Consider the following 25,907-nt stretch of genomic DNA (forward strand, 5'->3'; position numbering starts at 1 on the left):
AAAGGGGAGCGGGAGCGAGTATGACTGATTTTTGGGAACATTCGTTAGTGGAAACAGCCGCCAGCTACAGTGTTGTCGTCCTGTGCCTGGTCGTATTCATGGCGATTTTTGAAATGGTGACTTCCTACAACAACTGGGAAGAAATAAAAAAAGGCAACCTTGCCGTAGCGATGGCTACGGGTGGGAAATTATTCGGAATCGCTAATATATTCCGCTTCTCCATTGAACATAATGATGCCCTCACCCAGACGATGGGATGGGGCCTGTATGGCTTTTGTCTCCTGCTTGGCGGGTATTTCATTTTTGAATTTTTAACCCCTTCGTTTAAGATTGACGAGGAAATTGCTGCAGACAACCGGGCTGTTGGTTTTATTTCCCTCATCATATCCGTCGGTCTTTCCTATGTCATCGGGGCGAATATCATTTAGGGAGCGAGTCGTTTGGAAACGTTAGCGAAAGTCCTCATGGTCGTTGCCGCTCTATTTCTTATAGTCGGTATTTTATTTTTCATCATTTAAGAACAAGCTGTTGTTCAACCAGGTGCATTGGAATTTGAACTTGAAGAGACAGGGAGCATTCACCGGGGGAGTCCTCCGGTGAATTTCTTTGTTTCATGTAGTTTTCTGTCAAATATTCTCAAAATTTTAAATTTTATTTCAAATGTGGGGGAAGTGTCGTTATAATAGAAGAGAAGTTAAAAAAGGGGGCATGTGAGTATGACAGACTTTCAGCGTCCATGGCACAAGTATTACCCGCCGGAAGTACCGGTGGAAATGGAGTACGACCAACGTCCACTGCAGGATTACCTGCGCGATACAGCCCAAGATTACGGAGAAAAGAAAGCGCTTTATTTTATGGGCAAGGAGCTTTCCTATAAGGAGGTATATGACCAGTCCCTCGCTGTAGCGAGCTACCTGCAGCAGCTGGGTGTGGAAAAAGGGGACCGTGTATCCATTATGCTTCCCAACTGCCCGCAGTCAGTCGTCGCATATTATGGTGTGCTTTTGGCGGGAGGGATCGTCGTTCAGACCAATCCGCTGTATATGGAAAGGGAGCTGGAGTACCAGATGAAGGACTCCGGAGCGAAGGTGATCATCTGTCTGGATATCCTTTATCCGAAAGCGGCAAATGTGAAACCGGAGACCGATCTGGAACATATCATTGTTACGGGGATAAAGGATTATCTTCCATTTCCAAAGAATAAGATTTATCCTTTTATACAGAAGCGTCAGTATCAGGTTCTCGTTAAACCGGAACAATCCACAGACACTCACCTTTGGACCCACCTTTTGAAGGAGAGCACACGTGAGGTGAAACCTGTAGAGGTCGACCCTTTGGAGGATCTGGCTCTGCTTCAGTACACCGGCGGTACAACGGGCTTTCCGAAGGGAGTTATGCTGACTCATTACAATTTGATCGTTAATACGCAGATGGCAAAGAAATGGTTGTACAAATGCAGGGACGGCGAAGAGCGGGTGCTTGCCATCCTTCCATTCTTCCATGTGTACGGCATGACCTCTGTGATGAATCTGTCAGTCATGATGGGCAACAAAATGATCCTTATGCCGAAATTTGATGCCGAGGCCGTTTTGAAAGTGATTGAGAAGCAGCGCCCAACGCTGTTCCCGGGAGCCCCGACCATTTATATTGCCCTGTTGAACCACCCGAATCTGAAGAAATATGACCTTTCCTCGATTGAAGCCTGTATCAGCGGCTCTGCCCCGCTCCCTGTTGAAGTGCAGGAGCAGTTCGAGAAGATTACCGGAGGCCGGCTCGTCGAGGGATACGGTTTAACGGAAACGTCTCCGACGACGCATTCCAACCTCATATGGGGGCATCGGATCAGCGGAAGCATCGGCATTCCGTGGCCGGACACAGATTCGAAGATTTTCAAAATGGATGCAGATGAAGAAGCGGACTACGGGGAAATCGGGGAAATTGTCGTTAAAGGTCCCCAGGTGATGAAGGGGTATTGGAACCGTCCGGAGGAAACGGCCCAGGTGTTAAGTGAAGATGGCTGGTTCCGTACGGGCGACATGGGCTATATGAATGAAGACGGTTATTTCTATATTGTCGACCGCAAGAAGGATATGATCATTGCCGGCGGATACAACATTTATCCGCGCGAGGTGGAGGAAGTGCTGTACGAACATTCTGAAGTGCAGGAAGCGGTAGTTGTGGGTGTACCTGATCCGTACAGAGGAGAAACAGTCAAAGCCTTCATTGTAAGAAAACAGGGCAGTGATATAACAGAGGATGAGCTGAATGAGTTCTGTCGTAAACATATGGCCTCCTTCAAAGCACCGAGGCTTTATGAGTTCAGAGAGGAGCTTCCGAAGACGGCTGTAGGGAAAATTCTCCGCCGTCAGCTCGTGGAGGAGGAAAAGGCGAAATATGAAGAATCCGAAAGTATTCAGTAAACCTGAAAAAGAAAGTTGACAGAATATTTCCTTGAATGTAATATAATAAGTGAATGATGATTCATTCATTTTCAGTATGCAGATCAAGGAGATAGACACATGAAAAAAAATAAACCGAAATTCAAACAGATTATAGATGCAGCGGTCGAAGTCATTGCTGAAAATGGGTACCACTCCTCGCAGGTATCAAAGATAGCCAAAAAAGCGGGAGTAGCTGACGGCACCATTTATTTGTACTTCAAAAACAAGGAAGATATCCTCGTTTCACTGTTCCAGGAGAAAATGGGGCAGTTCATAGAAAAAATCGAGCAGGAAACCACCTCCAGGCAGTCAGCGGATGAAAAGCTTCATACGCTGATCCACACCCATTTTGAGCAGCTGGCTGCCGATCACCATCTGGCTATAGTCACCCAGTTGGAGCTGAGACAGTCAAACAAGGACTTAAGACAGAAAATCAACAATGTCTTAAAGCGCTATTTGAATGTCATCGACCAAATTGTCGACGAAGGTGTGGAGGAAGGACTGTTCCGGAATGGCTTGGACCGCCGTCTTGTACGTCAGATGATTTTCGGGATGATGGATGAGACGGTGACCAACTGGGTCATGAAGGATCAGCGTTATAACATAGTAGACCAGGCAAGTGAAGTCCATAGCTTGATTATCTATGGATTAGCCCGGAATCGTGAAGAAGAGGAGAGGTAATTTTGTCAACGTTAACGATGGAAATCCATAACCATGTCGCTGAAATCACCCTGCAGAGTCCGCCGGCCAATGCCCTGTCCACTCATATTCTCCAGGATCTTTCCAAGGAGCTGGATAAGGTGGAAAACGATGCCTCTGTGAAGGCCATCCTTCTCAAAGGAGAGGGGAGGTTCTTCTCGGCCGGGGCTGACATTAAGGAATTCACGACCCTGCAGGGAGCGGATGACTATAAGTCATTGTCCTCCAAAGGGCAGCAGCTTTTCCAACGGATTGAGAATTTCCACGTCCCTGTGATCGCATCGATCCACGGGGCGGCCCTTGGAGGCGGTCTGGAGCTTGCAATGGCCTGCCACATCCGCTATGCCGCAGAAGATGCCAAGCTCGGCCTTCCGGAAATCAACCTTGGAATTATACCAGGTTTTGCAGGAACACAGCGGCTGCCAAGATACGTCGGAGCAGCTAAAGCTTATGAAATGATTTTGACGGGTGTTCCGATTACCGGGCAGGAAGCAGCGGCCGCCGGCTTGGTCAATAAGAGCTTTTCTGCTGAGGAAGTGCATGAGGAAGCCTCCAGACTGGCTGCTGCTATTGCAGAGAAAAGTGGTCCGACGATCCATCATGTGATGAATCTCGTTCCGATGACACACAATCCTCAATTCGGGGAAGGAAACCGTGCGGAGGCGGAAGCGTTTGGCGATGTATTTGGAAAAGAGGATGCTAAAGAAGGCATCCAGGCGTTTATCGAGAAGAGAAAACCTGATTTCAAACATTAATGCTTTAGGAGGTCATAGACAATGAACATTTATGTACTGCTTAAAAGAACGTTTGATACAGAGGAAAAGATCGCGGTCAACGGTGGAGCGATTGCCGAGGATGGAGCTGAATACATCATCAATCCTTATGACGAATATGCTGTGGAAGAAGCGATCAATCTACGTGATGCCCATGGCGGTGAGGTTACGGTGGTAACCATTGGTGAAGAAGATGCTGAGAAACAGCTCCGCACAGCTCTGGCGATGGGAGCGGACAAAGCGGTCCTGGTCAATACAGAGGATGATCTTGAAGAAGGAGATCAGTTTACAACCGTTAAGATTCTGGAAGCTTTCTTCGAAGATAAGGAAGCCGACATCATTTTAGCCGGTAACGTAGCGATTGATGAGGCCAGCGGTCAGGTCGGTCCCCGCCTTGCCGAACGCCTGGATATGGCCTGTGTGACGACGATTACGAAGATCGATGTCGACGGAAGCACCGTCAATATTGAGCGTGACGTGGAGGGTGATGTGGAGAAAGTGGAAACATCCCTGCCGCTACTGGTTACCTGCCAGCAAGGGTTGAATGAACCGCGCTATCCATCTCTTCCAGGAATTATGAAGGCGAAGAAGAAACCGTTGGAAGAGCTTGAAATTGACGATCTTGATCTGGATGAAGACGATGTCGAAGCGAAGACCACCACCATGGAAATTTTCCTTCCACCTGCGAAAGAAGCCGGAAAGGTTCTTGAAGGGGAAGTCGATGATCAGGTTAAAGAATTGGTATCTTTACTAAAAACCGAAGCGAAGGTCCTGTAAATAGACAAAGGGAAAGGAGAATGGGTTATGAGCAAAAAAGTATTGGTCATTGGAGAAGCTAGAGAGGGGTCCCTGCGTAATGTAACTTTTGAAGCCATTGCTGCAGCAAATATCGTCAGTGACGGCGGTGAAGTGGTCGGTGTACTCTGCGGGGATGGAGAATTGAAGGAAATGGCACAGGAAATGGTGTATTACGGCGCGGCACGTGTTATCACCGTTTCGAACCCTGAATTGAAAACGTATACATCCGACGGATACGCCCAGGCGGTCCACCAGGTCATTGAAGATGAATCTCCCGAAGGCATCATTATGGGCCATACGGCGATTGGGAAGGACTTAACACCGAAGCTTGCCAGCAGGCTGGAGTCCGGACTGATTTCAGATGCTACGGAAGTGACAGCCGAAAGCGGCGACATCGTCTTCACACGGCCGATTTATTCCGGTAAAGCCTTTGAAAAGAAAAAGATTACAGACGGATTGGTTTTTGCCACCATCCGCCCGAATAACATCCCGGCGTTGAATCGTGACGATTCTTTGACCGGCGCGGTATCTGAGAAGGATGTCCAGATTTCCAATATCCGTACCATCATTAAAGAAGTGTTGAGAAAATCCTCGGACGGTGTGGATTTGTCCGAAGCCAAAGTGATTGTGGCCGGCGGGCGCGGAGTGAAAAGCGCAGAAGGATTCGAACCGCTTGAAAAGCTGGCAGAAGTCCTTGGCGGAACGGTGGGGGCTTCCCGCGGGGCCTGTGATGCGGGTTACTGCGACTACTCCCTCCAGATCGGGCAGACAGGGAAGGTTGTTACACCGGATCTGTACATTGCCTGCGGTATTTCCGGTGCGATCCAGCACTTAGCCGGGATGTCCAATTCCAAGGTCATTGTAGCAGTCAATAAGGATCCGGAAGCGAACATTTTCAATGTCGCTGACTACGGCATCGTCGGTGACTTGTTCGACGTCATTCCGAAATTGACAGAAGAAATCAAACAGATGAAAGTAAACGCATAGGAAAAAGCCGAAGCCGATGATTTGGCTTCGGCTTTATTCCATGTTTAAATAAGGGTATAAACAAAATATTAGTCACTAACAATAGATAGTGATATACTTTTTACAGACTAAAAGGTCGAGGAGGAATTATAGTATGGCAATTGTAAAAGCTACTGATCAAACATTTACAGAAGAAACAGGCCAGGGACTTGTCCTTGCAGATTTCTGGGCACCATGGTGCGGACCTTGTAAAATGATCGCTCCTGTATTGGAAGAAATCGATGCGGAAATGAGCGACCAGGTAAAAATCGTGAAACTCGATGTTGATGAAAACCAGGAAACAGCTGGTAAATTCGGCGTTATGAGTATCCCGACACTGCTTCTTTTCAAAGACGGCCAGGTTGTTGACCAGGTAATCGGCTTCCAGCCTAAAGAAGCGCTAACTGAAATCATTACGAAACATGCCTGAGTAAAAAGGTGATCGTAGAAAGCCGCGCTGTATGCAGCGCGGCTTTTATCATGCATAAATGTACCGGTCGTGTGGTACTTTCATTATATATCCTTCTGACAGTATGGAGTGAAAACGATGAATTCAACGATTAAGGAGAAACTGGCCGTTTTACCAGACCAGCCCGGCTGTTATTTAATGAAAGATAAGCACGGGACAATTATTTATGTGGGGAAATCGAAAGTATTGAAGAACCGCGTGCGTTCCTACTTTACCGGGGCGCATGACGGAAAGACCCAGCGTCTAGTACGAGAAATCGTCAACTTTGAATACATTGTCACAACCTCTGAAATAGAGGCACTGATTCTTGAGATGAATCTGATCAAAAAGTATGATCCGAAATACAATGTTCTATTGAAAGATGATAAAACGTACCCGTACTTAAAGGTGACCGGCGAACGGCATCCACGGTTGATCGTAACGAGGAATGTGAAGAAAGATAAGGGGAAATACTTCGGCCCCTATCCGAACGTCATTGCGGCAAGGGAAACGAAGAAACTGCTCGACCGGCTGTATCCATTAAGGAAATGCAATACGATGCCGGACCGTGTCTGCTTGTATTACCATATGCATCAATGTTTAGGTCCCTGTGAGTATAAGGTTACAAAACAAACGAATGATGAAATCGTCCAGCAGATTACTTCCTTCCTGAACGGTGGCCATAAGGAAATCAAAAAAGATTTGAAACAGAAAATGCTTGATGCGTCTGAGGAACTGGATTTTGAGCGCGCCAAGGAACTCAGGGACCAGATTGAGCACATTGAATCGGTTATGGAACAGCAGAAGATGACGATGAACGATCAAGTGGACCGGGATATTTTCGGATACAGCTACGATAAAGGGTGGATGTGTGTCCAGGTTTTCTTCATCCGTCAGGGTAAGCTGATCGAACGCGACGTTTCTCTGTTTCCATTCTTTGATGATCCGGAAGAGACCTTCCTCAGCTATATCGCCAGGTTTTACCTGCACCAGAACCACCCGTATCCGAAGCAGGTGCTTGTCCCTGTTGCGACGAACGTCGATGTGCTCGAAGGGGCGATCGATACGAAAGTGATGATTCCGATGCGCGGACGTAAAAAGGAACTGGTGGAGCTGGCGATGAAAAATGCGAAGATCTCGCTCGAAGAGAAATTCGCCTTGATTGAACGGGATGAGGAACGGACGATCAAAGCGGTGGAATCGCTGGGAGAGAAGCTTCATATTGAAACCCCGCACCGGATCGAGGCGTTTGATAACTCCAATATTCAGGGAGCGGATCCAGTTTCGGCGATGGTCGTATTTACAGACGGACGTGCGGATAAAAAAGAATACAGAAAGTACAAAGTCCGTGATGTCAAAGGACCGGATGATTATGAGACGATGCGGGAAGTCATCCGGAGGCGCTACCAGCGTGTCTTAAAAGAAGACCTTCCACTGCCGGATCTGATTGTGGTAGATGGAGGGAAAGGACAGATGTCCGCCGCGCTAGATGTGCTGGAAAATGAACTGGGGATTGATGTACCACTCTGCGGACTTGCCAAGGATGATAAACACAAAACGAGTGAGCTGCTGTATGGAGATCCACCTTCCCCAATAGACCTGGATAGAAAATCGCAGGAATTCTACCTCGTCCAAAGAATCCAGGATGAAGTACACCGGTTTGCGATTTCCTTCCACAGGCAGCTACGCGGAAAAGGGGCCATCCAGTCCGAGCTGGATAACATCCCGGGTGTCGGTCAAAAGCGGAGACGCCTCCTGCTTCGACACTTCAAGTCCGTCACAGAAATTAAGGAAGCGGATATTCAGTCGATTACGAAGCTCGGTATCCCGGAACCTGTAGCCAATACGATTCTTATCCATTTGAATGACAACCAGGAAGACCCGGATGAACAAGAAGAACCAGCTGAAGAATAACAGCTGGTTCTTTTCTTATGCTTTCATCGCTTTGATTTCCACGACGTTGTCTTTTTTGTTTATCTCTTCAAAGCACTCATATGTATCATCGGTCATTTGTTTAATGGATTCGGAAAGAAATCCGCATTCCAGTCGAAAATCCACATCGAGCAGTGTCTGGTGCAGGCGTTTTTCGATGATGTGGCCTTTTAGGTGGAACGTTAATTCATTCTTTTTTTCTTTTATTTTAACGAGCTCTCCCCAGCCCATGTACTGGAAGAATTCAAAGAGCTCATCGAAGGTTTCAAGGCTGGTCTGACGTGCTATGTTTTTCCCCATGTAATAAAGAAGATAAGGGGCATCTTTTCCGAGAAAATCAGGGAGGGTGAAGTAGCGCATTAAATCGAACCCTGCTCCGGTGCCCACAAGCGATGAAATGTTGCTTGTTGTTAGTTTTGTAGATTCTTTCAAGACGCTCATTCCTTTCTCCCTTTATTATCACTTGAAATCTCCAGCAGTGCAATATGATTTACGCCATTTTATCAAAAGGAAATAAATGTGTATTTTTGAACATTTTATAACCGCGCTTTCTTGACGCTCCTACGGGATAGAAGTACAATAAACATGTCACAAATTGTACATTCGTCAGACAAGTTTGGGAATGGGGCTTTTCCTATAATTTTTTTAAGCGGAATTAAAGCGCTTAACTGTCTGAAAAATGTCCATATTCAATCTGTTACTATCTTGAGGGGGGTAAATATGGCGGGAACGCGCGGATACGTCAATCGAAGACTACATTCACTACTGGGAGTTATTCCAATCGGGATCTTTCTGATTCAACACCTGACTGTAAACTTTTTTGCAACACGTGGTCCACAAGCATTCAATGATGCGGCACACTTCATGGAAAGTCTGCCTTATCGATATGTACTGGAAACCTTTATCATTTTTCTACCACTGTTGTTTCACGCAATTTACGGCGTGTATATTGCCTTTACAGCCAAGAGCAACTTGTCTAATTTCGGGTATTTCCGGAACTGGATGTTCATCTTCCAGAGAATCACAGGAATTGTTACGCTGATCTTTATTGCGTGGCACGTCTGGGAAACAAGGATTGCCGTCGGTTTTGGATGGGCGGAGCTTAATTATCAGTTGATGGAAGGGATTTTAACAGAGCCGTTCTTCTTCTGGTTCTATGTCATCGGAGTAATTTCCACAACCTTCCACTTTTCCAATGGACTATGGTCCTTCTTCGTCAGCTGGGGCATTACCGTGTCACCACGCTCTCAGAAGATCATGACATATGTAAGCATTATTGTTTTCGTTGCCATTTCCTATGTAGGGGTGCGCACGTTAATTCAGTTTGCCTACGGGATTTAAACTATGAACATAACAATGGCAGTTTTATAGATTTTCAGTACTTAAGGGAGTGAGCTTCAATCATGACAAATAAGAATATTGTTGTTGTCGGCGGCGGTCTTGCCGGCTTGATGGCAACAATTAAAGCAGCAGAACAAGGGGTTCACGTAGATCTTCTATCTATTGTACCCGTTAAACGTTCTCACTCTGTATGCGCCCAGGGCGGAATAAACGGGGCCGTCAATACAAAAGGGGAAGGAGATTCCCCGTGGGAACACTTTGACGATACGGTTTACGGCGGCGACTTCCTCGCCAACCAGCCACCGGTTAAAGCGATGTGTGATGCAGCGCCCGGCATCATTCACCTTCTGGATCGTATGGGAGTTATGTTCAACCGTACACCAGAGGGTCTTCTCGATTTCCGGCGTTTCGGCGGCACCCAGCACCACCGTACAGCTTATGCGGGAGCTACGACCGGACAGCAGCTTCTGTACGCCCTTGACGAGCAGGTCCGCCGTCATGAGGTGAACGGTCTTGTAACCAAATATGAAAACTGGGAGTTCCTTTCTGCGATTGTCGGAGACGATGGAGTCGGCCGTGGAGTGATCGGTCAGAATTTGAGTACCCATGAAATTAAAGCATTCCCTTCTGATGCCGTCATCATGGCTACCGGAGGGCCCGGCATCATCTTTGGTAAGTCCACCAACTCCGTGATCAACACGGGTTCTGCTGCCGGTTCCCTATTCCAGCAGGGTGTGAACTATGCGAATGGGGAGTTCATCCAGATCCACCCGACCGCTATTCCCGGGGATGATAAGCTCCGCCTCATGAGTGAATCCGCACGCGGGGAAGGCGGACGTGTCTGGACATACAAGGATGGAGAGCCGTGGTATTTCCTCGAGGAAAAATATCCGGCATACGGAAACCTTGTGCCGCGTGATATCGCAACGAGGGAAATTTTCGATGTTTGCGTTAACCAGAAATTGGGAATCAACGGAGAAAACATGGTCTACCTTGATCTATCCCATAAAGATCCGAAAGAACTGGATGTTAAGCTTGGCGGAATCATTGAGATTTATGAGAAGTTCGTCGGTGAAGATCCGAAGAAGGTCCCTATGAAGATTTTCCCTGCCGTTCACTATTCCATGGGCGGTATGTGGGTCGACTATGATCAGATGACAAACATTCCTGGTATTTTTGCCGCTGGTGAATGTGATTATACACAGCACGGAGGCAACCGTCTCGGCGCCAACTCTCTGCTTTCCTCCATTTACGGAGGTATGGTGGCAGGCCCGAATGCTGTGAAATACCTGGACGGCCTTGAAACACTTGCGGACGATATGAGTTCAGCTCTGTTCGATAAAGCTGTGAAGGAAGAGCAGGATAAATTCGAGAAAATCATGAGTATGGACGGCGACGAGAACGCCTACCAGATTCATAAAGAGCTTGGGGAATGGATGACGGACAACGTTACAGTGGTCCGTGATAATGACAAGCTGATGGAGACAGATAAAAAGATTGTCGAGCTGATGGAGCGTTATGAACGCATCAACATCAACGATACATCACGCTGGAGCAACCAGGGGGCTATGTTTACCCGCCAGCTCTGGAACATGCTTCAGCTGGCCCGTGTCATTACCCAGGGGGCCTATAACCGTAATGAAAGCCGCGGTGCCCACTATAAGCCTGAATTCCCGGATCGTAACGATGAAGAATGGCTGAAGACAACAGTTGCAAGCTACGACAAAGAAAATAACAAGCCGGTTTTCCGTTATGACGATGTCGATACATCCTTAATCGAGCCTCGTAAACGTGACTACTCGAAGAGTAAATAAAGGAGGTAACGATCATGAGCGAAAATAAAATGATTACGATGATCATCAAACGGCAGGACGATCCAGATCAGTCTCCGTATGAAGAAAAGTTTGAGATTCCGTATCGTGAAAATATGAATGTCATCTCTGCGCTTATGGAAATCCGCCGGAACCCTGTCAATGCTGAGGGAGAGGCGACCACCCCGGTCTACTGGGATATGGGCTGTCTGGAAGAAGTATGCGGCGCCTGTTCCATGGTGATTAACGGAACACCGCGTCAGTCCTGTACAGCGCTTGTGGATCAGCTGGAACAGCCGATCCGTCTGGAGCCGATGTCCACGTTCCCGATCAATCGTGACCTTGCGGTTGACCGGAGCCGGATGTTTGATTCCTTGAAAAAGGTCAAAGCCTGGATTCCAATCGATGGAACATACGATCTCGGTCCAGGACCGCGGATGGCCGAAAGCAAGCGTCAGTGGGCGTATGAGCTTTCCAAGTGCATGACATGCGGTGTCTGTCTAGAAGCCTGCCCGAACGTCAACAGCAAGTCCGACTTTATCGGACCTGCACCATTATCCCAGGTGCGCTTGTTCAACTCCCACCCGACAGGGGAAATGAACAAGAGCGAGCGCCTGCAGACGATTATGGATGGCGAAGGTCTGATGGGCTGCGGAAACGCACAAAACTGTGTCCAGTCCTGCCCGAAAGGCATTCCTTTGACAACATCCATCGCAGCATTGAACCGTGATACCGCCGTTGAATCCTTCAAGAGCTTCTTTGGCAGTGATAAGCAGGTATAAGATCCTTACGAAGGACCCCGGAGCCGACCGGGGTCCTTTTTTTACTGCTATCTTTAAGGAGTGGACAGGAGACTGACAAGTCCTGCCGTCGATATGGGGGTTGTGGGACTTGAGAAGGATAGTATAATAGATGTGACTGAAATTCGTCCGAGTTAGAAGGTGAAGCAGTAGAATGAAAAACTTCAAATGGTCTCAATGGATTGTCCTGACCTTTTTTGTCGTGTCGGCATGTTATTTAATTGTTTTATCGGTAACCCAGCCCTATCTGGGGATTGATGTGGAACAGGAGGACGGTGGATGGGTCATTTCTGATGTAGAAAGTGGAGGCTGGGCGGACAGGCAGAACGTTCCGCCGGGGGCTGTCATCCTCTCCGTGGATGAGGAAGACCCGGGGCTCCATCATTCTCTTACCATGTTCAATGAACTGGAAAATGCCCAGTCCTTCAGTATTGAATCTTCCGGAGAAGTGCTGCGTTACAGCGACATTGACCAGTTCAGCCGGGTGCACTGGGTGTTTTATATCCTGCTTCCTGCCCTGTTTTTTGTGTCGATTCTAGGAATCTCTTATCTGGTTCATAAACGGGTGCCTAAACGGTATTCGGCGGAACAGCTGATTTTGTATTTCCTGGCGATTGCTACGGCTTATTTGAGTAACAGTGGCGCGGTAAGAGATGACTTGTACAGTCTTGTTTTGAATACCAGTTTATTCCTGATTGCTCCTGTTATCCTTCTTCATTTCCTGTACAATTATTTTCAGGAATTGAAGGTCGTCTGGTTCTCTAAGAACATTCTCTATTTCTTATACGCTGCCATGGCAGGTGTTTCCCTGCTGGATACGTATTATTTAGTGACTCTTCAAAACCCGCCCTACTTTCAACTGGTGCCGCTCACGTGTCTGCTTGGGTTGTATATCATTACCTTTGTGATTGTGTACAGGGGTGTTTATATTTACCGGCATGCCGCTGTCGGACCGGTCTTTAAGTATATGGCGATCGGGATGACTGTTGCGTTTTTCCCTTATATCCTGCTTTACCTGATTCCTGTGCTCGTATCCGGCGTGACTATCGTGTCGCTGGAGTTCGGTGCCGTGTTTCTAATCGCTATTCCAGCCACCTTCATGTATTTGATTACACGGGAACAGCTGATTGATATCAATTTTATTATGAACCGCCTGCGTTATTACTTTATCCTTTCTGTTCTGCCGTCTTTTGTTTTGACAGCTGCCATCGGGTGGATCGTATCCGGCTTGTCGATGGTGTCCTTCATCCAGCTGTATTTATTGATGCACACGGCGCTGATTGCGTTCTTATCATTGAAGGAAGGGCTCGACGTCCGGATGCAGCGATTCCTCTTCTCTGCCCGGTACAGCTACCAGGAAAGTATGCACCGCCTGGCCAGTGACATGAAGGATCAGTCCAACGCGGTGGACTTGATGAAGGTTGTGCGGGATGAAATCAAAAACGTAATGAGTGTTCGGGAGATCTATATTTTCTCCAAACACAATAAGCGGAAGATGTACTGTGTGTACAATGAAATACCCGAAGGGATCGTCGGTCATTTTGACGACCATCTATTCCATAAACCCTATGATATCGGGTCCATCATTGAAACAGAAAAAGGATTCGGCGTCGTCGTCGGACTGTCGCTTGAGAAGATGACGATGCTCTGGTGCAGAGGGAAAAAGGACTTTACTACGTTAAACAGGGATGAAAAAACGTATTTACAAACCATCTCCCACCATGCCAACATTGCGATAGAGAATATGAATTTGATTGAGGATCTGGTCAAGGAACTCCGTACGTTGAGAAACGATCAGACGCAGAAGTACCCTGCGTGGCTGTCCCGGCTCTTGTTTACAATCGCTGAAAATCAGCGGAAACAGCTGTCGATCGATATCCATGACACTGTCCTGCAGGAACAACTGTACCTATATCGCAAAATGGACGACCTGATCCGCAACCGGACCGATTTATCCACGAGTCTTCATGCAGAATTGAAAATGTATAAGGAATCTCTGCTGGACAGCATTCACCTCACGAGGGAGACGTGTAACGAACTGCGGCCGGCGTTTATCGAAGAGCTCGGTCTTGTCCAGTCGCTGAAGAACTTAATTCATCAGTATCAGCTTCGGTCTAATTTCACCGTCTACTTTTCCCACGAGCAGTTTGAATCAGAGCTGGACCAAGAGCGGATTCTCGGGATTTTCAGGATTGTCCAGGAACTGTTGACGAATGCCATGAAGCATTCAGGAGCCAAAATCGTCAAACTCTCGCTTTATAATGAGAACGACCAGGTCGTTCTTTACTATTCTGATAATGGAAAAGGGATGGATTATTCCATGAAGCGGGACTTGTTTTCTCATATCGGACTTTCCGGAATTGAACAGAGGGTCAACGGTTTGAATGGAAGTCTGGAAATTACCACAGCACCAGGGGAAGGATTCAGGACGAGGATCACTTTCCCTTACCCGTCACACAAGGAGGTCCAGCACGTATGATTCACGTATTAATAGTCGACGACCACCCCGCTGTTGGAGCAGGCACGAAAGCGATGCTCGAGCAGGAGGGGGATATGCAGGTGGATGTCATCCACGAAACCGACCATCTGGAAAGCTGCCTCGAGAAGAAAGCCTACGATGTGCTGCTTCTGGATTTATATATGCCCGGCCTGAACGGTATTGAACTGGCCAAACGGCTCAGAAAAACGTTCCCCGATATTAAAATGCTCATCTATACCGGCTTCGATTTGAGTACGCATTTCAATATGATTGTAGAAGCGGATATCAACGGCTTTGTCAGCAAGACCGCTGCCAGTGAACAGCTGGTTACAGCGATCAAAGCCGCTCTAAGGGACGAAGTGATTATTCCGCTCCACCTTTTCAAACAGCTGCGCCGTACCGAGGCCTGCACGGCCGAAACGATCGAATCAGCTGAAAATAAAGGCATTTCCCTGAATGAGAAGGAACAGTCGATTTTAAAGGAAGTGGCATCGGGTTTCACCAACAGGGAAATCGCCCAGACCCTTCATATGTCCCAGCGGAGCGTGGAGTACACGCTCACGGGCATTTTCAACAAGCTGAACGTCCGTTCCAGGACGGAAGCCCTTTTCAAAGCCCAGGAACTCGGGCTTGTGTCTAAATCATGAATGCGTAGCACACGGGGGCTAATCCCCTCATACGATACAAAGACTAAATAATTCCCCTCAAGAAAAGCTCAGGAACAACAAGGAGGGGTACGCTTGTGAAGGAGGACGGCTATCGGCCAACACAAATTCTTACCAAGCGGGAGCGAGAAGTCTTCGAGCTTCTAGTACAGGATAAGACGACAAGGGAGATCGCAAAAGAGCTCTTCATTTCGGAGAAAACTGTGCGGAACCACATTTCAAACGCCATGCAGAAGCTAGGAGTGAAAGGCCGTTCCCAGGCAGTGGTTGAACTGCTGCGTATGGGTGAACTGGAACTTTAATTCCATGATGCAGCAGAGGCTTTGGTCTGTGGATTGGAGGGAGTCCTTTCAGGTAGGGTTTGTCACGTGGTGATGATCATACCTGAAAGGGTTTTTTGTATCACCGGATACATTCACCTTGAAATTTCACAGAGAAACGACCACAATGATACTTATCAAGTAATTTCGTTAGGAGTGCTGAATGTGGCTGAAACCCAGCAGACATCCATGATCGCAGATGTAGAGAAGGAACTTCGTTACATATCCGGGATCATTAAACAAAGAGGACGAGTTATCCTGAATCATTACTCGATTACAGCTCCGCAGTTTGTAGCGCTGCAGTGGCTGATGGAAAAAGGGGATTTAACGATCGGAGAACTCTCCAATCATATACACCTGGCGTGCAGTACGACCACGGACCTTGTCGACCGTATGGAGAAAAACGAGCTGGTCGAGCGGGTCAGGGACCCGAAGGACCGCCGGGTCGTCAGGATTCATGTGCTGAGCAAAGGACAGAAGATCATTCATGAAGTGATCGAAAAACGACAGAACTACCTGGAAAATGTGTTGAGAAATGTTCCGGAAGAAGATGTGGAAACGCTGAACCGTCTGCTCCACGTCCTTCACGGGAACATGATCGAAATCGATGAAGAAGAACATTAAGACATAAAAGAGGGATGCAGAGTGAAACAGGCAATTGGAGTCATCGATTCTGGCGTCGGGGGACTGACCGTAGCGAGAGAGTTGATGAGGCAGTTACCGAAGGAGACCTTTATCTATCTTGGAGATACGAAACGGTGCCCCTACGGCCCGCGTTCAGAGGAAGAAGTACGTGCATTTACATGGCAGATGGTCAATTATCTGCTGGGCAAAAATATAAAAATGCTCGTTGTCGCGTGTAATACGGCGACGGCTTATACGCTCACAGAGCTGCAGGAAGAACTGGATATCCCGGTGATCGGGGTTATCGAACCAGGGGCGCGTGCGGCGATCAAAGTCAGCCAGAACAAGCGGATCGGCGTTATTGGTACAGAAGGGACCATTGAAAGTAAAGCCTATCCCCAGGCCCTTGTTTCCATTGACCAGGATATCCGGGTGAACGACCTGGCCTGTCCGCCTTTCGTTCCGATGGTCGAGGAAGGAATATTATCCGGTCCGAAAGCGGAGGGAATCGTTTCCCGAACGCTGCAGCCATTGAAGGACATGAATCATATCGATACGTTGATCCTCGGCTGCACCCATTATCCGCTGATCAAGGATCTGGTCCAGAACGAGATGGGGGATCACATCCAGGTCATCAGCTCCGGTGAGGAAACGGCCCGTGAAGCGAGCCTGATTCTTGCTTATCACAAAGCACTGGAAACGGATGACCACACCCCCCGGCATGAATTTTATACGACCGGTGATATGGAGAAATTCCGTCTCGTCGCCAACAGCTGGTTTGAAGAGCCGATTCAGATTCTGAAATCGGTAGAACTGGAACACGTCTCAAGCTCCGCCTGATTCAGGCGGAGTTTTTTTATGCACTTATCTCCTCCAAATTACCCTGGTCTATTCCAAACGAGGGCTCGTATACATGGTAGTACAATCTATCTCAGGGGGGAAAAGAATGAGAAAATACAGCTATAGATCCTTTTTGACGGCCCTGGTGCTTCTAATGTGCACAGGGCTGCTTGCCGGATGCCTGTTTGAAGGAGAGCAGTCGCTTGAAAAAATGGATGATCCGGATGAAGCTGTAACAACGTCACCGGAAGCGGAAGATGACGGTTCAGAACCGGAAAAGGATGGAGAGAAAGCCGAGGATTCAACAGAACAGGAATCCACAGCGACCGTCCCTCGTGAGCTTTATTTACTGGATGCCAATGGTATGATCGCCCCGCAGACCCTGGAGCTGCCGGCTTCCCAGGAAGTCGCTTCCCAGGCACTGGAATACCTTGTGAAGGATGGCCCTGTCACGAACCTGCTGCCGAACGGGTTTGAAGCCGTTCTGCCGGCCGGAACAGAAATTATCGGCTTAAATACTCAAGATGACGGCACCCTTGTCGTCGATGTGTCCGAGGACTTTAAAAATTACGAAGCTGAAGATGAAGAAAAAATTCTACAGGCGATGACCTACACGCTCACTCAGTTTGATAACGTGAAGCGGATTAAGTTGTGGATCAACGGTCATGAGCAGGAAGTGATGCCTGTTGACGGTACTCCGATCTCCCAGGGAGTCTCCCGGGCGGATGGGATTAACAACCACGTCGGGGTGAAGCGTGATGTATTAAACAGTAAAGCGGTCACCGTGTACTTCCCGGCCCAGAATGGGGAGCAGGTGTACCACGTTCCTGTCACCACCCGTGTCGCTGAAGACAGTGATGAATATGCCGCAAGAGTGGAGGCCCTTTTTGAAGGGCCTGAGCTCGGCAGCTCTTTGACCAACCCGTTTCATGAAGGAGCGGAAATGGTCAGCTCCCGGCTGGAGAACGGCGTCCTCGCCCTTTCCTTCAATGAAAAAATTCTGACAGGATCAGATCAGCCGGCCCTGTCTGATGCCGCCCTCGCCAGCCTCGTGTTAAGCATGACGGATCTTGATGATGTGGAATCGGTCGAAGTTCAGGTCGAAGGATCGGAGCAGGTCATCAATGAAGCGGGTGAACCGCTCGCCGAGCCTGTGTCAAGAACCGACATCAGCGGTGCTGAAGAAATGTAAAACCCGGCGCTTCAGAAGTGAATCACTTTTGAAGCGCCTTTTACGTTCATGAATAACTACCCGCACGTATGTAATTTGTGTTAAGATGGGCAAGGATAATGATGAAGAAAAAGGAGGTCATCATTGATGCGAAATGATCAACGCGAAGTCAATGAATTAAGAACCGTTACAATAGAAACCGATTATGTGAAACACCCGGAAGGATCTGTACTCATCAGCTTTGGAGATACAAAAGTGATCTGTAATGCCAGCATTGAGGACCGAGTGCCTCCTTTTTTACGTGGTCAGGGCAAAGGCTGGATTACAGCTGAATACGCCATGCTTCCAAGAGCCACGGAATCACGCAACATCCGTGAATCTTCCAAAGGGAAGGTGTCCGGCCGGACGATGGAAATCCAGCGCCTGATCGGCCGTTCCCTTCGTGCGGTCGTCGATCTTGATAAAATCGGAGAGCGCACCATCTGGGTCGACTGTGACGTCATCCAGGCTGACGGTGGAACACGCACAGCTTCCATTACAGGTGCCTTTGTGGCTGTTGTGCTTGCCCTTGGAAAGCTTGTGAACAAAAAATCCATCAAAGAACTGCCGATCACCGACTACTTGACGGCGATTTCCGTCGGTGTACTGCCGGACGGTAAAGAGATCCTTGACCTCTGTTACGAAGAGGACAGCCGTGCCGAAGTAGACATGAACGTCATCATGACCGGCAAAGGCGAATTCGTAGAACTGCAGGGAACAGGAGAAGAAGCAACCTTCTCTATGCAGCAGCTTCAGAAAATGCTTTCTCTTGCCGATGAAGGTGTCCAGGAGCTGATCAAGCTTCAGGAAGAAGCGATTGGGGAATGGGCGGACGTCATTCGTGCGAAAGCCGGAGCCGCAAAAGCATGAATGAGCTTTTAATCGCCACAAAAAACGAAGGGAAGATCAAAGAGTTCCGCGAGATGTTTTCCAAATACGGCATCTCCGTCGTTTCTCTTCTTGATCATGACCCTTCCATCGATATTGAAGAAACGGGTACAACGTTTGAGGAGAATGCCGTCATTAAAGCAGAAGCAATGATGAACGCATTGAATATCCCTGTTGTAGCCGATGATTCCGGTTTAGAGGTCGATGCCCTGAACGGGGAGCCGGGGGTTTATTCCGCCCGCTATGCAGGAATAGAAAAAGATGACGAAAAAAATACAGCTAAACTGCTGAATGAGCTGAACGGAGTGTCCGAAGAAGAACGGACCGCCCGTTTCGTCTGTGCCGTAGCCGTTGCACGACCGGGAGAAGCGACGTTTACGAAGCGTGGAACGTGTGAAGGCCGGATTGCCGGGGAGCGGCAGGGGGAGCATGGGTTCGGATATGATCCTGTGTTCATTCCGGAAGGCTCCAGCCGGACGATGGCTGAGCACACGTCCGACGAAAAGAACGCCATCAGCCACCGTCATCATGCCATCGTGCAGATCGAAGACTGGCTGAAAACTCAATCCTGAAAGTGGGGATGAAGGATGCCGAAAGTACTCATCATCAGTGACACACACGGACTAACCGACGAAGTAATGGAAGTGAAGAATCGCCACAGCGACGTGGATGCTATGATCCACTGCGGCGATTCCGAGCTCTCCTACGGATCGAAGGAGCTGGAAGGCTTTCATTATGCCAAAGGAAATTGTGACTTCGAACCCGAAATGGAAAACGATCAGGTTTTTTCTGTCGGAGACATCACATTCCTCGTTACGCACGGGCATTTGTTTCAAGTGAAATCCACCCTGATGCCCTTGTCCTACAGAGCAGAAGAGGCTGGAGCCCAGATCGCCTGCTTCGGGCATTCACATATTGCAGGAGCGGAAAAGGTGAAGGACACCCTCTTCATCAATCCGGGAAGCGCCAGGCTTCCACGTGACCGCGAAGAACCGACCTACGCCATTCTGGAGTGGGAGGATCTCGATCACGTCCGCCTGCAGTATTACCATGTGAACGGGCAGAAAATTGACGGTCTCTACATGGAAACAGCAGTAGCAGCAAAGAATTAAAATTCTTTGCTGCAATCTGTTGACATATAAGCGAATCCCTAATATAATAATTCTTGTCCGCTTCAAAAGGACGTTGAAAAATATCCTTTGAAACACACATACATAGCTTTACATATGCGGGTAGTTTAGTAGTAAAACCTCAGCCACGAGCTGAACATCTACCGAATCCACTGCGAGTTGCCCCGACGGACTTTACTTCCTTAAGAAGCTTTCAGAGGAAGGGGCGTGCTGCGAACGATAAACGCAGCTGAAACACATTTACATATGCGGGTGTAGTTTAGTGGTAAAACCTCAGCCTTCCAAGCTGATGATGAGGGTTCGATTCCCTTCACCCGCTCCATACATATTTATTTGTCCCAGTAGCTCAGCTGGATAGAGCAACAGCCTTCTAAGCTGTGGGTCGGGAGTTCGAATCTCTCCTGGGACGCTAACCGCGAAAACGCTGAAACCTTTGATATATAAGAGTTTCAGCGTTTTTATTTATAGGAATTAACGATGGGTGTATCCATTATATATCCCCATTTGGGGCAGAAATGGGGCAGGATTTTTATCTGATATAATTAAACCAGTTGTACTTCGAAAGGGGGAGAATTATGCATAGTATTTATCGCGAAAAATTTGCTGCAGTATTAGAAAATGCTCATAGAGAGAACTTTCTTGATTTAGTAGATGAAAATATGGAAGATAATAATTTAGATTTTAAAGAAACATGGATTAAGAACGCTGAATTGGCTAAGATTATGTTAGGTATGGGAAACATAGGTGGAGGATTAATAATAATCGGGGTAAAGGAAGTTGAAAATAATAGAATGGAACCTATTGGCTTAGAGACAACATACGATAGATCCCAGCTCTATAATAAAGTGGAGAAATTTATACCTTCCAGCTTTGATTTTCATACAATTGCTTTTGAGTATCCCGAAAAAGGTTATGAAGAGAGAGTTAATGGAAAGAGTTTTCAACTAATTAAGATAGAAAAGCAAGATGAGAATTTACCTCTGGTAGCTACTAGCTCGAGTGGGAATACAATTATTGCAGGTCATATATACATCAGATAAGGAACTTCAACAAAACTGGCAGATAACACTGACATAAATAAATTAATAGGGAGAAGATTAGAATATTTAGCTGCTGAAACCTCATTAGAGTTGTCTGATCATCTTACACAATTAAAAGCATTATATAAAAACATAGATAGGATAAAGTACAAAACATTAGCTGATTTAGGAGTGAATATGGGAAGTGCTTTTGGTACTTATGCTGAAAATAAACTTTACCCTGATGAATCCTTTGATGCTTTTGTAAGTAAAATGATTAAAGGCAAGAAAAGAATTATAGCTAACGAGCTTGGAGTACCTTATGAAAGTAAATAATAATATCAGAAAAATAAAAAGCCCTGTAATAAGGGCTTTAATAATGTGAGTTATTTTGTTTGAAGAACTCACTGAAATGATCAGCAGCTGCTCGATCAACTTCTTCAATGTGATGGCCATATATATCCATCGTTGTTCCGATTTTTCTATGGCGAATACGTTGGCTAATGGATTTAGTGGGGACGTTTTGCTGAATTAAATAAGTTACCGAATAATGCCTTAAATCATGAAACCTTAATCCATCGATGTGATGACGCTTTCTTAATCTGCTCCACCATTGACTAACACTGTCGGGCCTCATTGGTTTTCCTAATTCGTCAGCAAAGAGGAATACTCTATTTGGATCGTACTGCATATCCCTGGTTCGGATAAACTCTTTCTTACGTCTGTTCTTAATTTGAGTTACCATCTCAAGGAGTTCGCTAGGTATGGAAGCTGTACCCTCCATTCCATTTTTGATCTCTTTTATAAGTAATTCACCGCTTTGTTGTTGGGAAAGAGACTGTTCAAAAAGAATAGCGCTTTTCTCATTAAGTATATGTTTTTCCTCTAATGCAACGAGTTCACCCTCTCTACATCCAGTTACAAATGCAATCCAAAACATTACTTGTTTCTCAAAAGGTTCATGGTTAATGCATTTGATGAGATGGTCTATCTTCTCTCTGGAATATGAGAGAGGTTTCTTCTGTTTAACAGTAGGAGGCTTTATATTCCTTGCAGGATTATTTTTTATTAGGTCAAACTCATCTGCAGCTGTTAACATGCTTTTAAAAGCCTTGTAACAGTTTCTGATAGTTGAAGGAGATAATGCCTCATCTTTACCATCTAATCTATTTTTAGTGTCCTTTAAATCATCTAGAAAGTTAACTACATGCATAGCGTTAATATTAGACAACTTTAGATGACCGTAATCTGGTAGAATTCTTTTTTCAATAATACTCTTATACTCTCTTAATGTCCGAGGAGAAAGTTTGTCTTCCGCATACTTCTTAACCCATTCCTGATAAAAGTCTTCGAGTCTTGTGTAGTTGGGTTTAGAATAATCCCCACTCAAAACTTCTGCTTCAAATTTTGCAAGCTCTTGTTTAGCAAGTGTTTTGTTCTTAACCTTTACGTTTTTCCTTTCTCGAATTGGTTTTCCTTTTTTATCGTAACCAGTTACTATAGACAGTCTAAATGAACCTTTACCACGTTTTTCAATACTTCCCATGAGTTCACCCCTTTATATTAGTTTAGTTAAAGATCTAAAAAGATCTGGTACAATAAGAACGTCTCCTTATTAGGTTCAATCGTTCTTTGCACAAATCATAAGAGACACCAAAATCATTTACCCATCGTTCTAATAGCTCTGGATCGCTTATGTCGTACTTTTTTATCATATGTAAGGGAAGAGCAGCATAAAGAGTGAAATGCTTTGCATCGCGCTCTTGCAGCTCCCTGAAAGCTTCCGGCATTATGGACTGCTTCCCGGCATGACGAACAGCGTGGCAGAGTTCATGGAAGAAGTGTTCACGTTGTTCTAAATTATCAAGTGTATTATTGAGAACAATTTCTTTGTACCGACCAAATCGGACGTATCTGCTTTGTATAGGTTTGTAGTGAAGGAAAATTTCATATTTCATTGCAATTTTCCTTAGGTTTAAGTCCTTAGGAGATACGAAACGGTGTTTAATGTACCAATTTAATACCCAATCTTCTAGTGCAGTTGTAGTGTATTGTGGGAAATTCATACTAATCACCTTCCTAATGGGATATTTTAAGAACAAATGTTCCCTTTTTCAATAAAAAAAATCACCTAATAAAGGCGTTCCTAAATACTATTCACATCCAAAACCGTTACCGTCACGGTCAAGAGGTGATCCATAACCTGGATCACCTTGCCATTACTAGGTAAATTCGCAGTGAATTTATCTTTAGTAGGTAAGTAGAGTGGAGCTCCATTTAAAGCTGAATTACTGAATGCAGAAAGGCCATCAGTTACAGTTAGACCGTTAACAAGGTTAGATTCTGAGTTATTAGTCGTTTCGGCTTCTTCGTTGATAGCAACTGCAGTCTCATATCTGTTTTTTCCACTTAAACGTTCAACTGTGTAATTAAATCTATGGCAGAAGAAGATAGCGTCTACTTTTGATGATATTAGAATACAAGCAGTTAATCTTGATCTTTGTATATTCCATAAGCCCTTGTAATATTTTCTCTCACATTTTCAACGTAATTATTATCATTTAAGGTTTCAAGATTCTCTGGGTCTATGAATTTAATTTCAGAGTGCTTATTCTTATTAAATTTTTGTTGTATATCGTCAGTATTATCAATTATCCCTGCAAATAATATCCCTGGTATTGTTCTATCATCTTTTGAGAAGTCATATGTGGCTACAGGGATAGGGTTGTTATTTTTAGATATAACAGAAATATCTGCTCCAAAATCCTCTTTGTAGCTCTCAATTAAACAAGTGGTGAAACTTTGATCAAGTTTTATCTGCCCACATCCAAATTCCCAGAGTCCACCTAATTTCTTATCCGCAGGTCTTTTACCAACTAAAACTTTACCATCAGGAGAAAAACAAATTGCAGCGCAGTGTACTTCAGCTTTTTTCTCCTCTGGAATTAAGTGTTGTTCAGAATCAGATGTTCCTGGAGGAGATGCCTCATTAATCATATCGTGCATACGATTGACACGTTCAATCAAATCTAAGTCCATAAACATTTTGTGGAGTCTTTCTACTCCGGGTAAAACGAAATCATTGGATATTATCTTATTAATAGTACTAGATTCAAAATGTTCATCATACTCGAACATATTTTCTTTAAGACCCCAATTATCATAAAACCATATAATTGGGTACTTTCTTCCTTTCCATATTCCTTTTAAAGAAACATAGTCTACTATTTTTACATATTTTTCAATATTCATTTCTGGGTTTTTATCTTCGATATTCACTCTATTTTTATACAATATGTATGCTAAATCTGCACTTATAACTAACTTACCCTTTTCTGAATAGCTTGCAATTCTAAAACCAAGATCTATATCAGGACCTAGAAAATCAAAGTACATTGAATCTAATAGTTTATATGAGAATACTATATTAGATTCAATATCTCCACTAGGAGCTACAATTTTCCCAGGGCTGTCCTTTAAAGAATGTGAAGGGATATGGCTTACTACAGCAGTCCATAATGTTCCTTTCAAGTCTAAGATCCCTTTTGAATTTGGAAAGGTATTTTTTACTGTAGTAGACACACTCCTGATGATTTTTAGAGTTTGATGAGGAATATTGTATAGCTCCTCTTTATTGTTTATTTTACAGTAGAATAATATTTCATCACCAATATATTTCCAAACACGTGATTTCGGAAAACTATCGGCAACTTCTTTTTGACTAATTGAATAAAAATGTTGGAAAACTTTTGGCCATTCAGAAGGGTGTTTGTCTTTGTAAAGTGTAGAGTTTACTAAATCAAAAGACCAAAAAATATATAACCCAGCATGAGTATCCTCTTTTTTTTCATCTTCTTCAAAATTCAAATTCCCGAAAATTCTTCTTAGTTCTGATAGCTTTTGATCATTACTAGGTTCTTTCTCTTCCATAAATCTTCACTCCCAACTAAATATATCTAGCCACCTTCCTCTGTTAGTAGCAGCATGTTCAGAAACTTTGAAGTGCTCTGCAATAGGACCAATACTATAGTAACCTTTTGAATAATGTTGACGTGCAACTTCCTTAAATTCCTCTTCGGGCATTAGTAATGACGCTGCAAATTCGTTAGCCTCATATTCCTCTTCATTATGTCCAAACCTATAGTACACTGAATCTTCATATTTAGTAATATTGTTCCATTTATTTTCATCAATTAGGTACCCCATATGCAAAAATAAGTGACCCAATTCGTGAGCAATACTAAATCGGCGTCGTTTTTCATTTAAAGTATCTGGATTTAAGTAAATTGTAAATTTATATTCCTCTTCATTATTTTTTACAATTTTTGCTTCCATCCCATCTTCGAGATCTTCTTCTTTAATATTTCCACCTAGTTCTCTAACTAAGTCATATATATTATCAATAGGTGAGTCTATATTTAAATGGTGTAATAGAGTGTTAGATAGTGTATTAATTTTTTTTCTTTTTTTTGAGTTCATGTAAACCCCCCGCAATTGTATTTTAAAAAATCAGTAAAAAACCTAAAATCACAAAAGACAAAATTTTTATATTTACTGAAAATGTGAATGCTTTATATTTAAGGGTTGCTATTCTACTTAACGATATTATTTGACTTATATAGTCTTTTAAGTAATTGTCATCAACTTGATTAATATTGATATCGTACTTAATGGATAGGGTGTT

The 25,907-nt window shown here is 45.2% G+C and carries 28 protein-coding genes, 2 tRNA genes and 2 pseudogenes; 24 read left to right on the forward strand and 8 right to left on the reverse strand.

The genetic code is table 11. The features are described from left to right. Positions 1-20: 20 nt before the first annotated feature. From GLV97_RS14525 to uvrC, 8 genes are all read left to right on the forward strand, one after another. Positions 21-428 carry a DUF350 domain-containing protein gene (locus GLV97_RS14525; RefSeq protein WP_160836303.1) on the forward strand — a complete coding sequence of 136 codons (408 nt, stop codon included), beginning with the start codon at positions 21-23 and terminating at the stop codon, positions 426-428. A gap of 288 nt (positions 429-716) precedes the next feature. After that, positions 717-2,420: a long-chain-fatty-acid--CoA ligase gene (locus GLV97_RS14530; RefSeq protein ID WP_160889942.1), complete on the forward strand. Its 1,704-nt coding sequence runs from the start codon at positions 717-719 to the stop codon at positions 2,418-2,420. A gap of 99 nt (positions 2,421-2,519) precedes the next feature. Then, positions 2,520-3,122 carry a TetR/AcrR family transcriptional regulator gene (locus GLV97_RS14535; RefSeq protein WP_160840755.1) on the forward strand — a complete coding sequence of 201 codons (603 nt, stop codon included), beginning with the start codon at positions 2,520-2,522 and terminating at the stop codon, positions 3,120-3,122. Between the two features lie 2 nt (positions 3,123-3,124). Then, a complete protein-coding gene (locus tag GLV97_RS14540) occupies positions 3,125-3,895 on the forward strand; it encodes an enoyl-CoA hydratase (RefSeq protein WP_160836300.1) in 771 nt (256 codons plus the stop codon). A 21-nt stretch (positions 3,896-3,916) separates the two neighbouring features. Further along, on the forward strand, positions 3,917-4,690 hold the full coding sequence (locus GLV97_RS14545) for an electron transfer flavoprotein subunit beta/FixA family protein (protein WP_160889943.1): 774 nt from the start codon (positions 3,917-3,919) through the stop codon (positions 4,688-4,690). A 27-nt stretch (positions 4,691-4,717) separates the two neighbouring features. After that, the gene (locus GLV97_RS14550; protein ID WP_160840753.1) at positions 4,718-5,698 is read left to right on the forward strand and encodes an electron transfer flavoprotein subunit alpha/FixB family protein; all 981 of its coding nucleotides are present in this window, start codon (positions 4,718-4,720) and stop codon (positions 5,696-5,698) included. 91 nt (positions 5,699-5,789) lie between these two features. Next, positions 5,790-6,146, forward strand: coding sequence for a thioredoxin (gene trxA / locus GLV97_RS14555; protein WP_318246922.1), 357 nt, complete (start codon positions 5,790-5,792; stop codon positions 6,144-6,146). Positions 6,147-6,263: 117 nt separating this feature from the next. Then, positions 6,264-8,078 (forward strand): excinuclease ABC subunit UvrC, encoded by a 1,815-nt coding sequence (uvrC, locus tag GLV97_RS14560; RefSeq protein ID WP_160836297.1) that lies wholly within the window; start codon positions 6,264-6,266, stop codon positions 8,076-8,078. Between the two features lie 15 nt (positions 8,079-8,093). Here the strand turns inward: uvrC and GLV97_RS14565 are convergent, their stop codons facing one another. After that, positions 8,094-8,537, reverse strand: a complete 444-nt coding sequence (locus tag GLV97_RS14565) for a YslB family protein (RefSeq protein ID WP_160836296.1) — start codon at positions 8,535-8,537, stop codon at positions 8,094-8,096. 279 nt (positions 8,538-8,816) lie between these two features. Here GLV97_RS14565 and GLV97_RS14570 point away from each other — a divergent pair, with 279 nt between their 5' ends. The 16 genes from GLV97_RS14570 (at position 8,817) to GLV97_RS14645 (ending at position 21,559) form a co-directional block, all read left to right on the forward strand. Continuing rightward, a complete protein-coding gene (locus GLV97_RS14570) occupies positions 8,817-9,437 on the forward strand; it encodes a succinate dehydrogenase cytochrome b558 subunit (protein ID WP_160836295.1) in 621 nt (206 codons plus the stop codon). A 62-nt stretch (positions 9,438-9,499) separates the two neighbouring features. Next, positions 9,500-11,251 (forward strand): succinate dehydrogenase flavoprotein subunit, encoded by a 1,752-nt coding sequence (gene sdhA, locus GLV97_RS14575; protein WP_160836294.1) that lies wholly within the window; start codon positions 9,500-9,502, stop codon positions 11,249-11,251. A 14-nt stretch (positions 11,252-11,265) separates the two neighbouring features. Further along, on the forward strand, positions 11,266-12,030 hold the full coding sequence (sdhB, locus tag GLV97_RS14580) for a succinate dehydrogenase iron-sulfur subunit (protein ID WP_160836293.1): 765 nt from the start codon (positions 11,266-11,268) through the stop codon (positions 12,028-12,030). Positions 12,031-12,202: 172 nt separating this feature from the next. Further along, entirely contained in the window at positions 12,203-14,527 is a 2,325-nt protein-coding gene (locus tag GLV97_RS14585; protein WP_160889944.1) for a sensor histidine kinase, read from the forward strand. Continuing rightward, a complete protein-coding gene (locus GLV97_RS14590; RefSeq protein ID WP_027955211.1) occupies positions 14,524-15,174 on the forward strand; it encodes a response regulator transcription factor in 651 nt (216 codons plus the stop codon). The genes GLV97_RS14585 and GLV97_RS14590 overlap by 4 nt, the downstream gene beginning before the upstream one ends. Before the next feature lie 95 nt (positions 15,175-15,269). Continuing rightward, positions 15,270-15,494: a helix-turn-helix domain-containing protein gene (locus GLV97_RS14595; RefSeq protein WP_008635211.1), complete on the forward strand. Its 225-nt coding sequence runs from the start codon at positions 15,270-15,272 to the stop codon at positions 15,492-15,494. A gap of 207 nt (positions 15,495-15,701) precedes the next feature. Continuing rightward, on the forward strand, positions 15,702-16,136 hold the full coding sequence (locus tag GLV97_RS14600) for a MarR family winged helix-turn-helix transcriptional regulator (RefSeq protein WP_160836516.1): 435 nt from the start codon (positions 15,702-15,704) through the stop codon (positions 16,134-16,136). A gap of 21 nt (positions 16,137-16,157) precedes the next feature. Then, on the forward strand, positions 16,158-16,976 hold the full coding sequence (gene racE, locus GLV97_RS14605; protein WP_160836291.1) for a glutamate racemase: 819 nt from the start codon (positions 16,158-16,160) through the stop codon (positions 16,974-16,976). 106 nt (positions 16,977-17,082) lie between these two features. Beyond that, complete coding sequence (locus tag GLV97_RS14610) at positions 17,083-18,168, forward strand: GerMN domain-containing protein (RefSeq protein WP_160840748.1); 1,086 nt, start codon at positions 17,083-17,085, stop codon at positions 18,166-18,168. Positions 18,169-18,294: 126 nt separating this feature from the next. Next, positions 18,295-19,056 carry a ribonuclease PH gene (gene rph, locus GLV97_RS14615; protein ID WP_160840747.1) on the forward strand — a complete coding sequence of 254 codons (762 nt, stop codon included), beginning with the start codon at positions 18,295-18,297 and terminating at the stop codon, positions 19,054-19,056. Continuing rightward, positions 19,053-19,646, forward strand: coding sequence for an XTP/dITP diphosphatase (locus GLV97_RS14620; protein WP_160889945.1), 594 nt, complete (start codon positions 19,053-19,055; stop codon positions 19,644-19,646). The genes rph and GLV97_RS14620 overlap by 4 nt, the downstream gene beginning before the upstream one ends. 15 nt (positions 19,647-19,661) lie before the next feature. Continuing rightward, complete coding sequence (locus GLV97_RS14625; RefSeq protein ID WP_160889946.1) at positions 19,662-20,186, forward strand: metallophosphoesterase; 525 nt, start codon at positions 19,662-19,664, stop codon at positions 20,184-20,186. Between the two features lie 266 nt (positions 20,187-20,452). After that, positions 20,453-20,526 (forward strand) — tRNA-Gly (locus tag GLV97_RS14630). Positions 20,527-20,539: 13 nt separating this feature from the next. Continuing rightward, positions 20,540-20,613 (forward strand) — tRNA-Arg (locus GLV97_RS14635). A gap of 166 nt (positions 20,614-20,779) precedes the next feature. Continuing rightward, entirely contained in the window at positions 20,780-21,244 is a 465-nt protein-coding gene (locus tag GLV97_RS14640; protein WP_160889947.1) for an RNA-binding domain-containing protein, read from the forward strand. 177 nt (positions 21,245-21,421) lie between these two features. Then, on the forward strand, positions 21,422-21,559 hold the full coding sequence (locus GLV97_RS14645) for a hypothetical protein (RefSeq protein WP_160889948.1): 138 nt from the start codon (positions 21,422-21,424) through the stop codon (positions 21,557-21,559). A 37-nt stretch (positions 21,560-21,596) separates the two neighbouring features. Here GLV97_RS14645 and GLV97_RS14650 read toward each other — a convergent pair whose 3' ends face one another. The 7 genes and pseudogenes from GLV97_RS14650 to GLV97_RS20025 form a co-directional block, all read right to left on the reverse strand. Further along, complete coding sequence (locus tag GLV97_RS14650; protein WP_160889949.1) at positions 21,597-22,769, reverse strand: tyrosine-type recombinase/integrase; 1,173 nt, start codon at positions 22,767-22,769, stop codon at positions 21,597-21,599. Between the two features lie 34 nt (positions 22,770-22,803). Continuing rightward, positions 22,804-23,289: an ImmA/IrrE family metallo-endopeptidase gene (locus GLV97_RS14655; RefSeq protein WP_160889950.1), complete on the reverse strand. Its 486-nt coding sequence runs from the start codon at positions 23,287-23,289 to the stop codon at positions 22,804-22,806. A gap of 87 nt (positions 23,290-23,376) precedes the next feature. Beyond that, positions 23,377-23,436: pseudogene (locus GLV97_RS20365) on the reverse strand (excalibur calcium-binding domain-containing protein); the annotation flags it as partial. Between the two features lie 41 nt (positions 23,437-23,477). Beyond that, positions 23,478-23,729 (reverse strand): annotated as a pseudogene (locus GLV97_RS20370) (cell wall-binding repeat-containing protein); the annotation flags it as partial. Beyond that, positions 23,711-25,153, reverse strand: coding sequence for an NUDIX domain-containing protein (locus tag GLV97_RS14665; protein WP_160889951.1), 1,443 nt, complete (start codon positions 25,151-25,153; stop codon positions 23,711-23,713). The pseudogene GLV97_RS20370 and the gene GLV97_RS14665, both read right to left, overlap by 19 nt. Before the next feature lie 6 nt (positions 25,154-25,159). Then, positions 25,160-25,702, reverse strand: coding sequence for an ImmA/IrrE family metallo-endopeptidase (locus GLV97_RS14670; RefSeq protein ID WP_160889952.1), 543 nt, complete (start codon positions 25,700-25,702; stop codon positions 25,160-25,162). A gap of 22 nt (positions 25,703-25,724) precedes the next feature. Continuing rightward, a partial coding sequence (locus tag GLV97_RS20025; protein ID WP_237418628.1) for a hypothetical protein occupies positions 25,725-25,907 on the reverse strand: 183 nt, incomplete at its 5' end.

Source organism: Halobacillus litoralis (assembly GCF_009856355.1).
GTDB lineage: Bacteria > Bacillota > Bacilli > Bacillales > Halobacillaceae > Halobacillus > Halobacillus litoralis_B.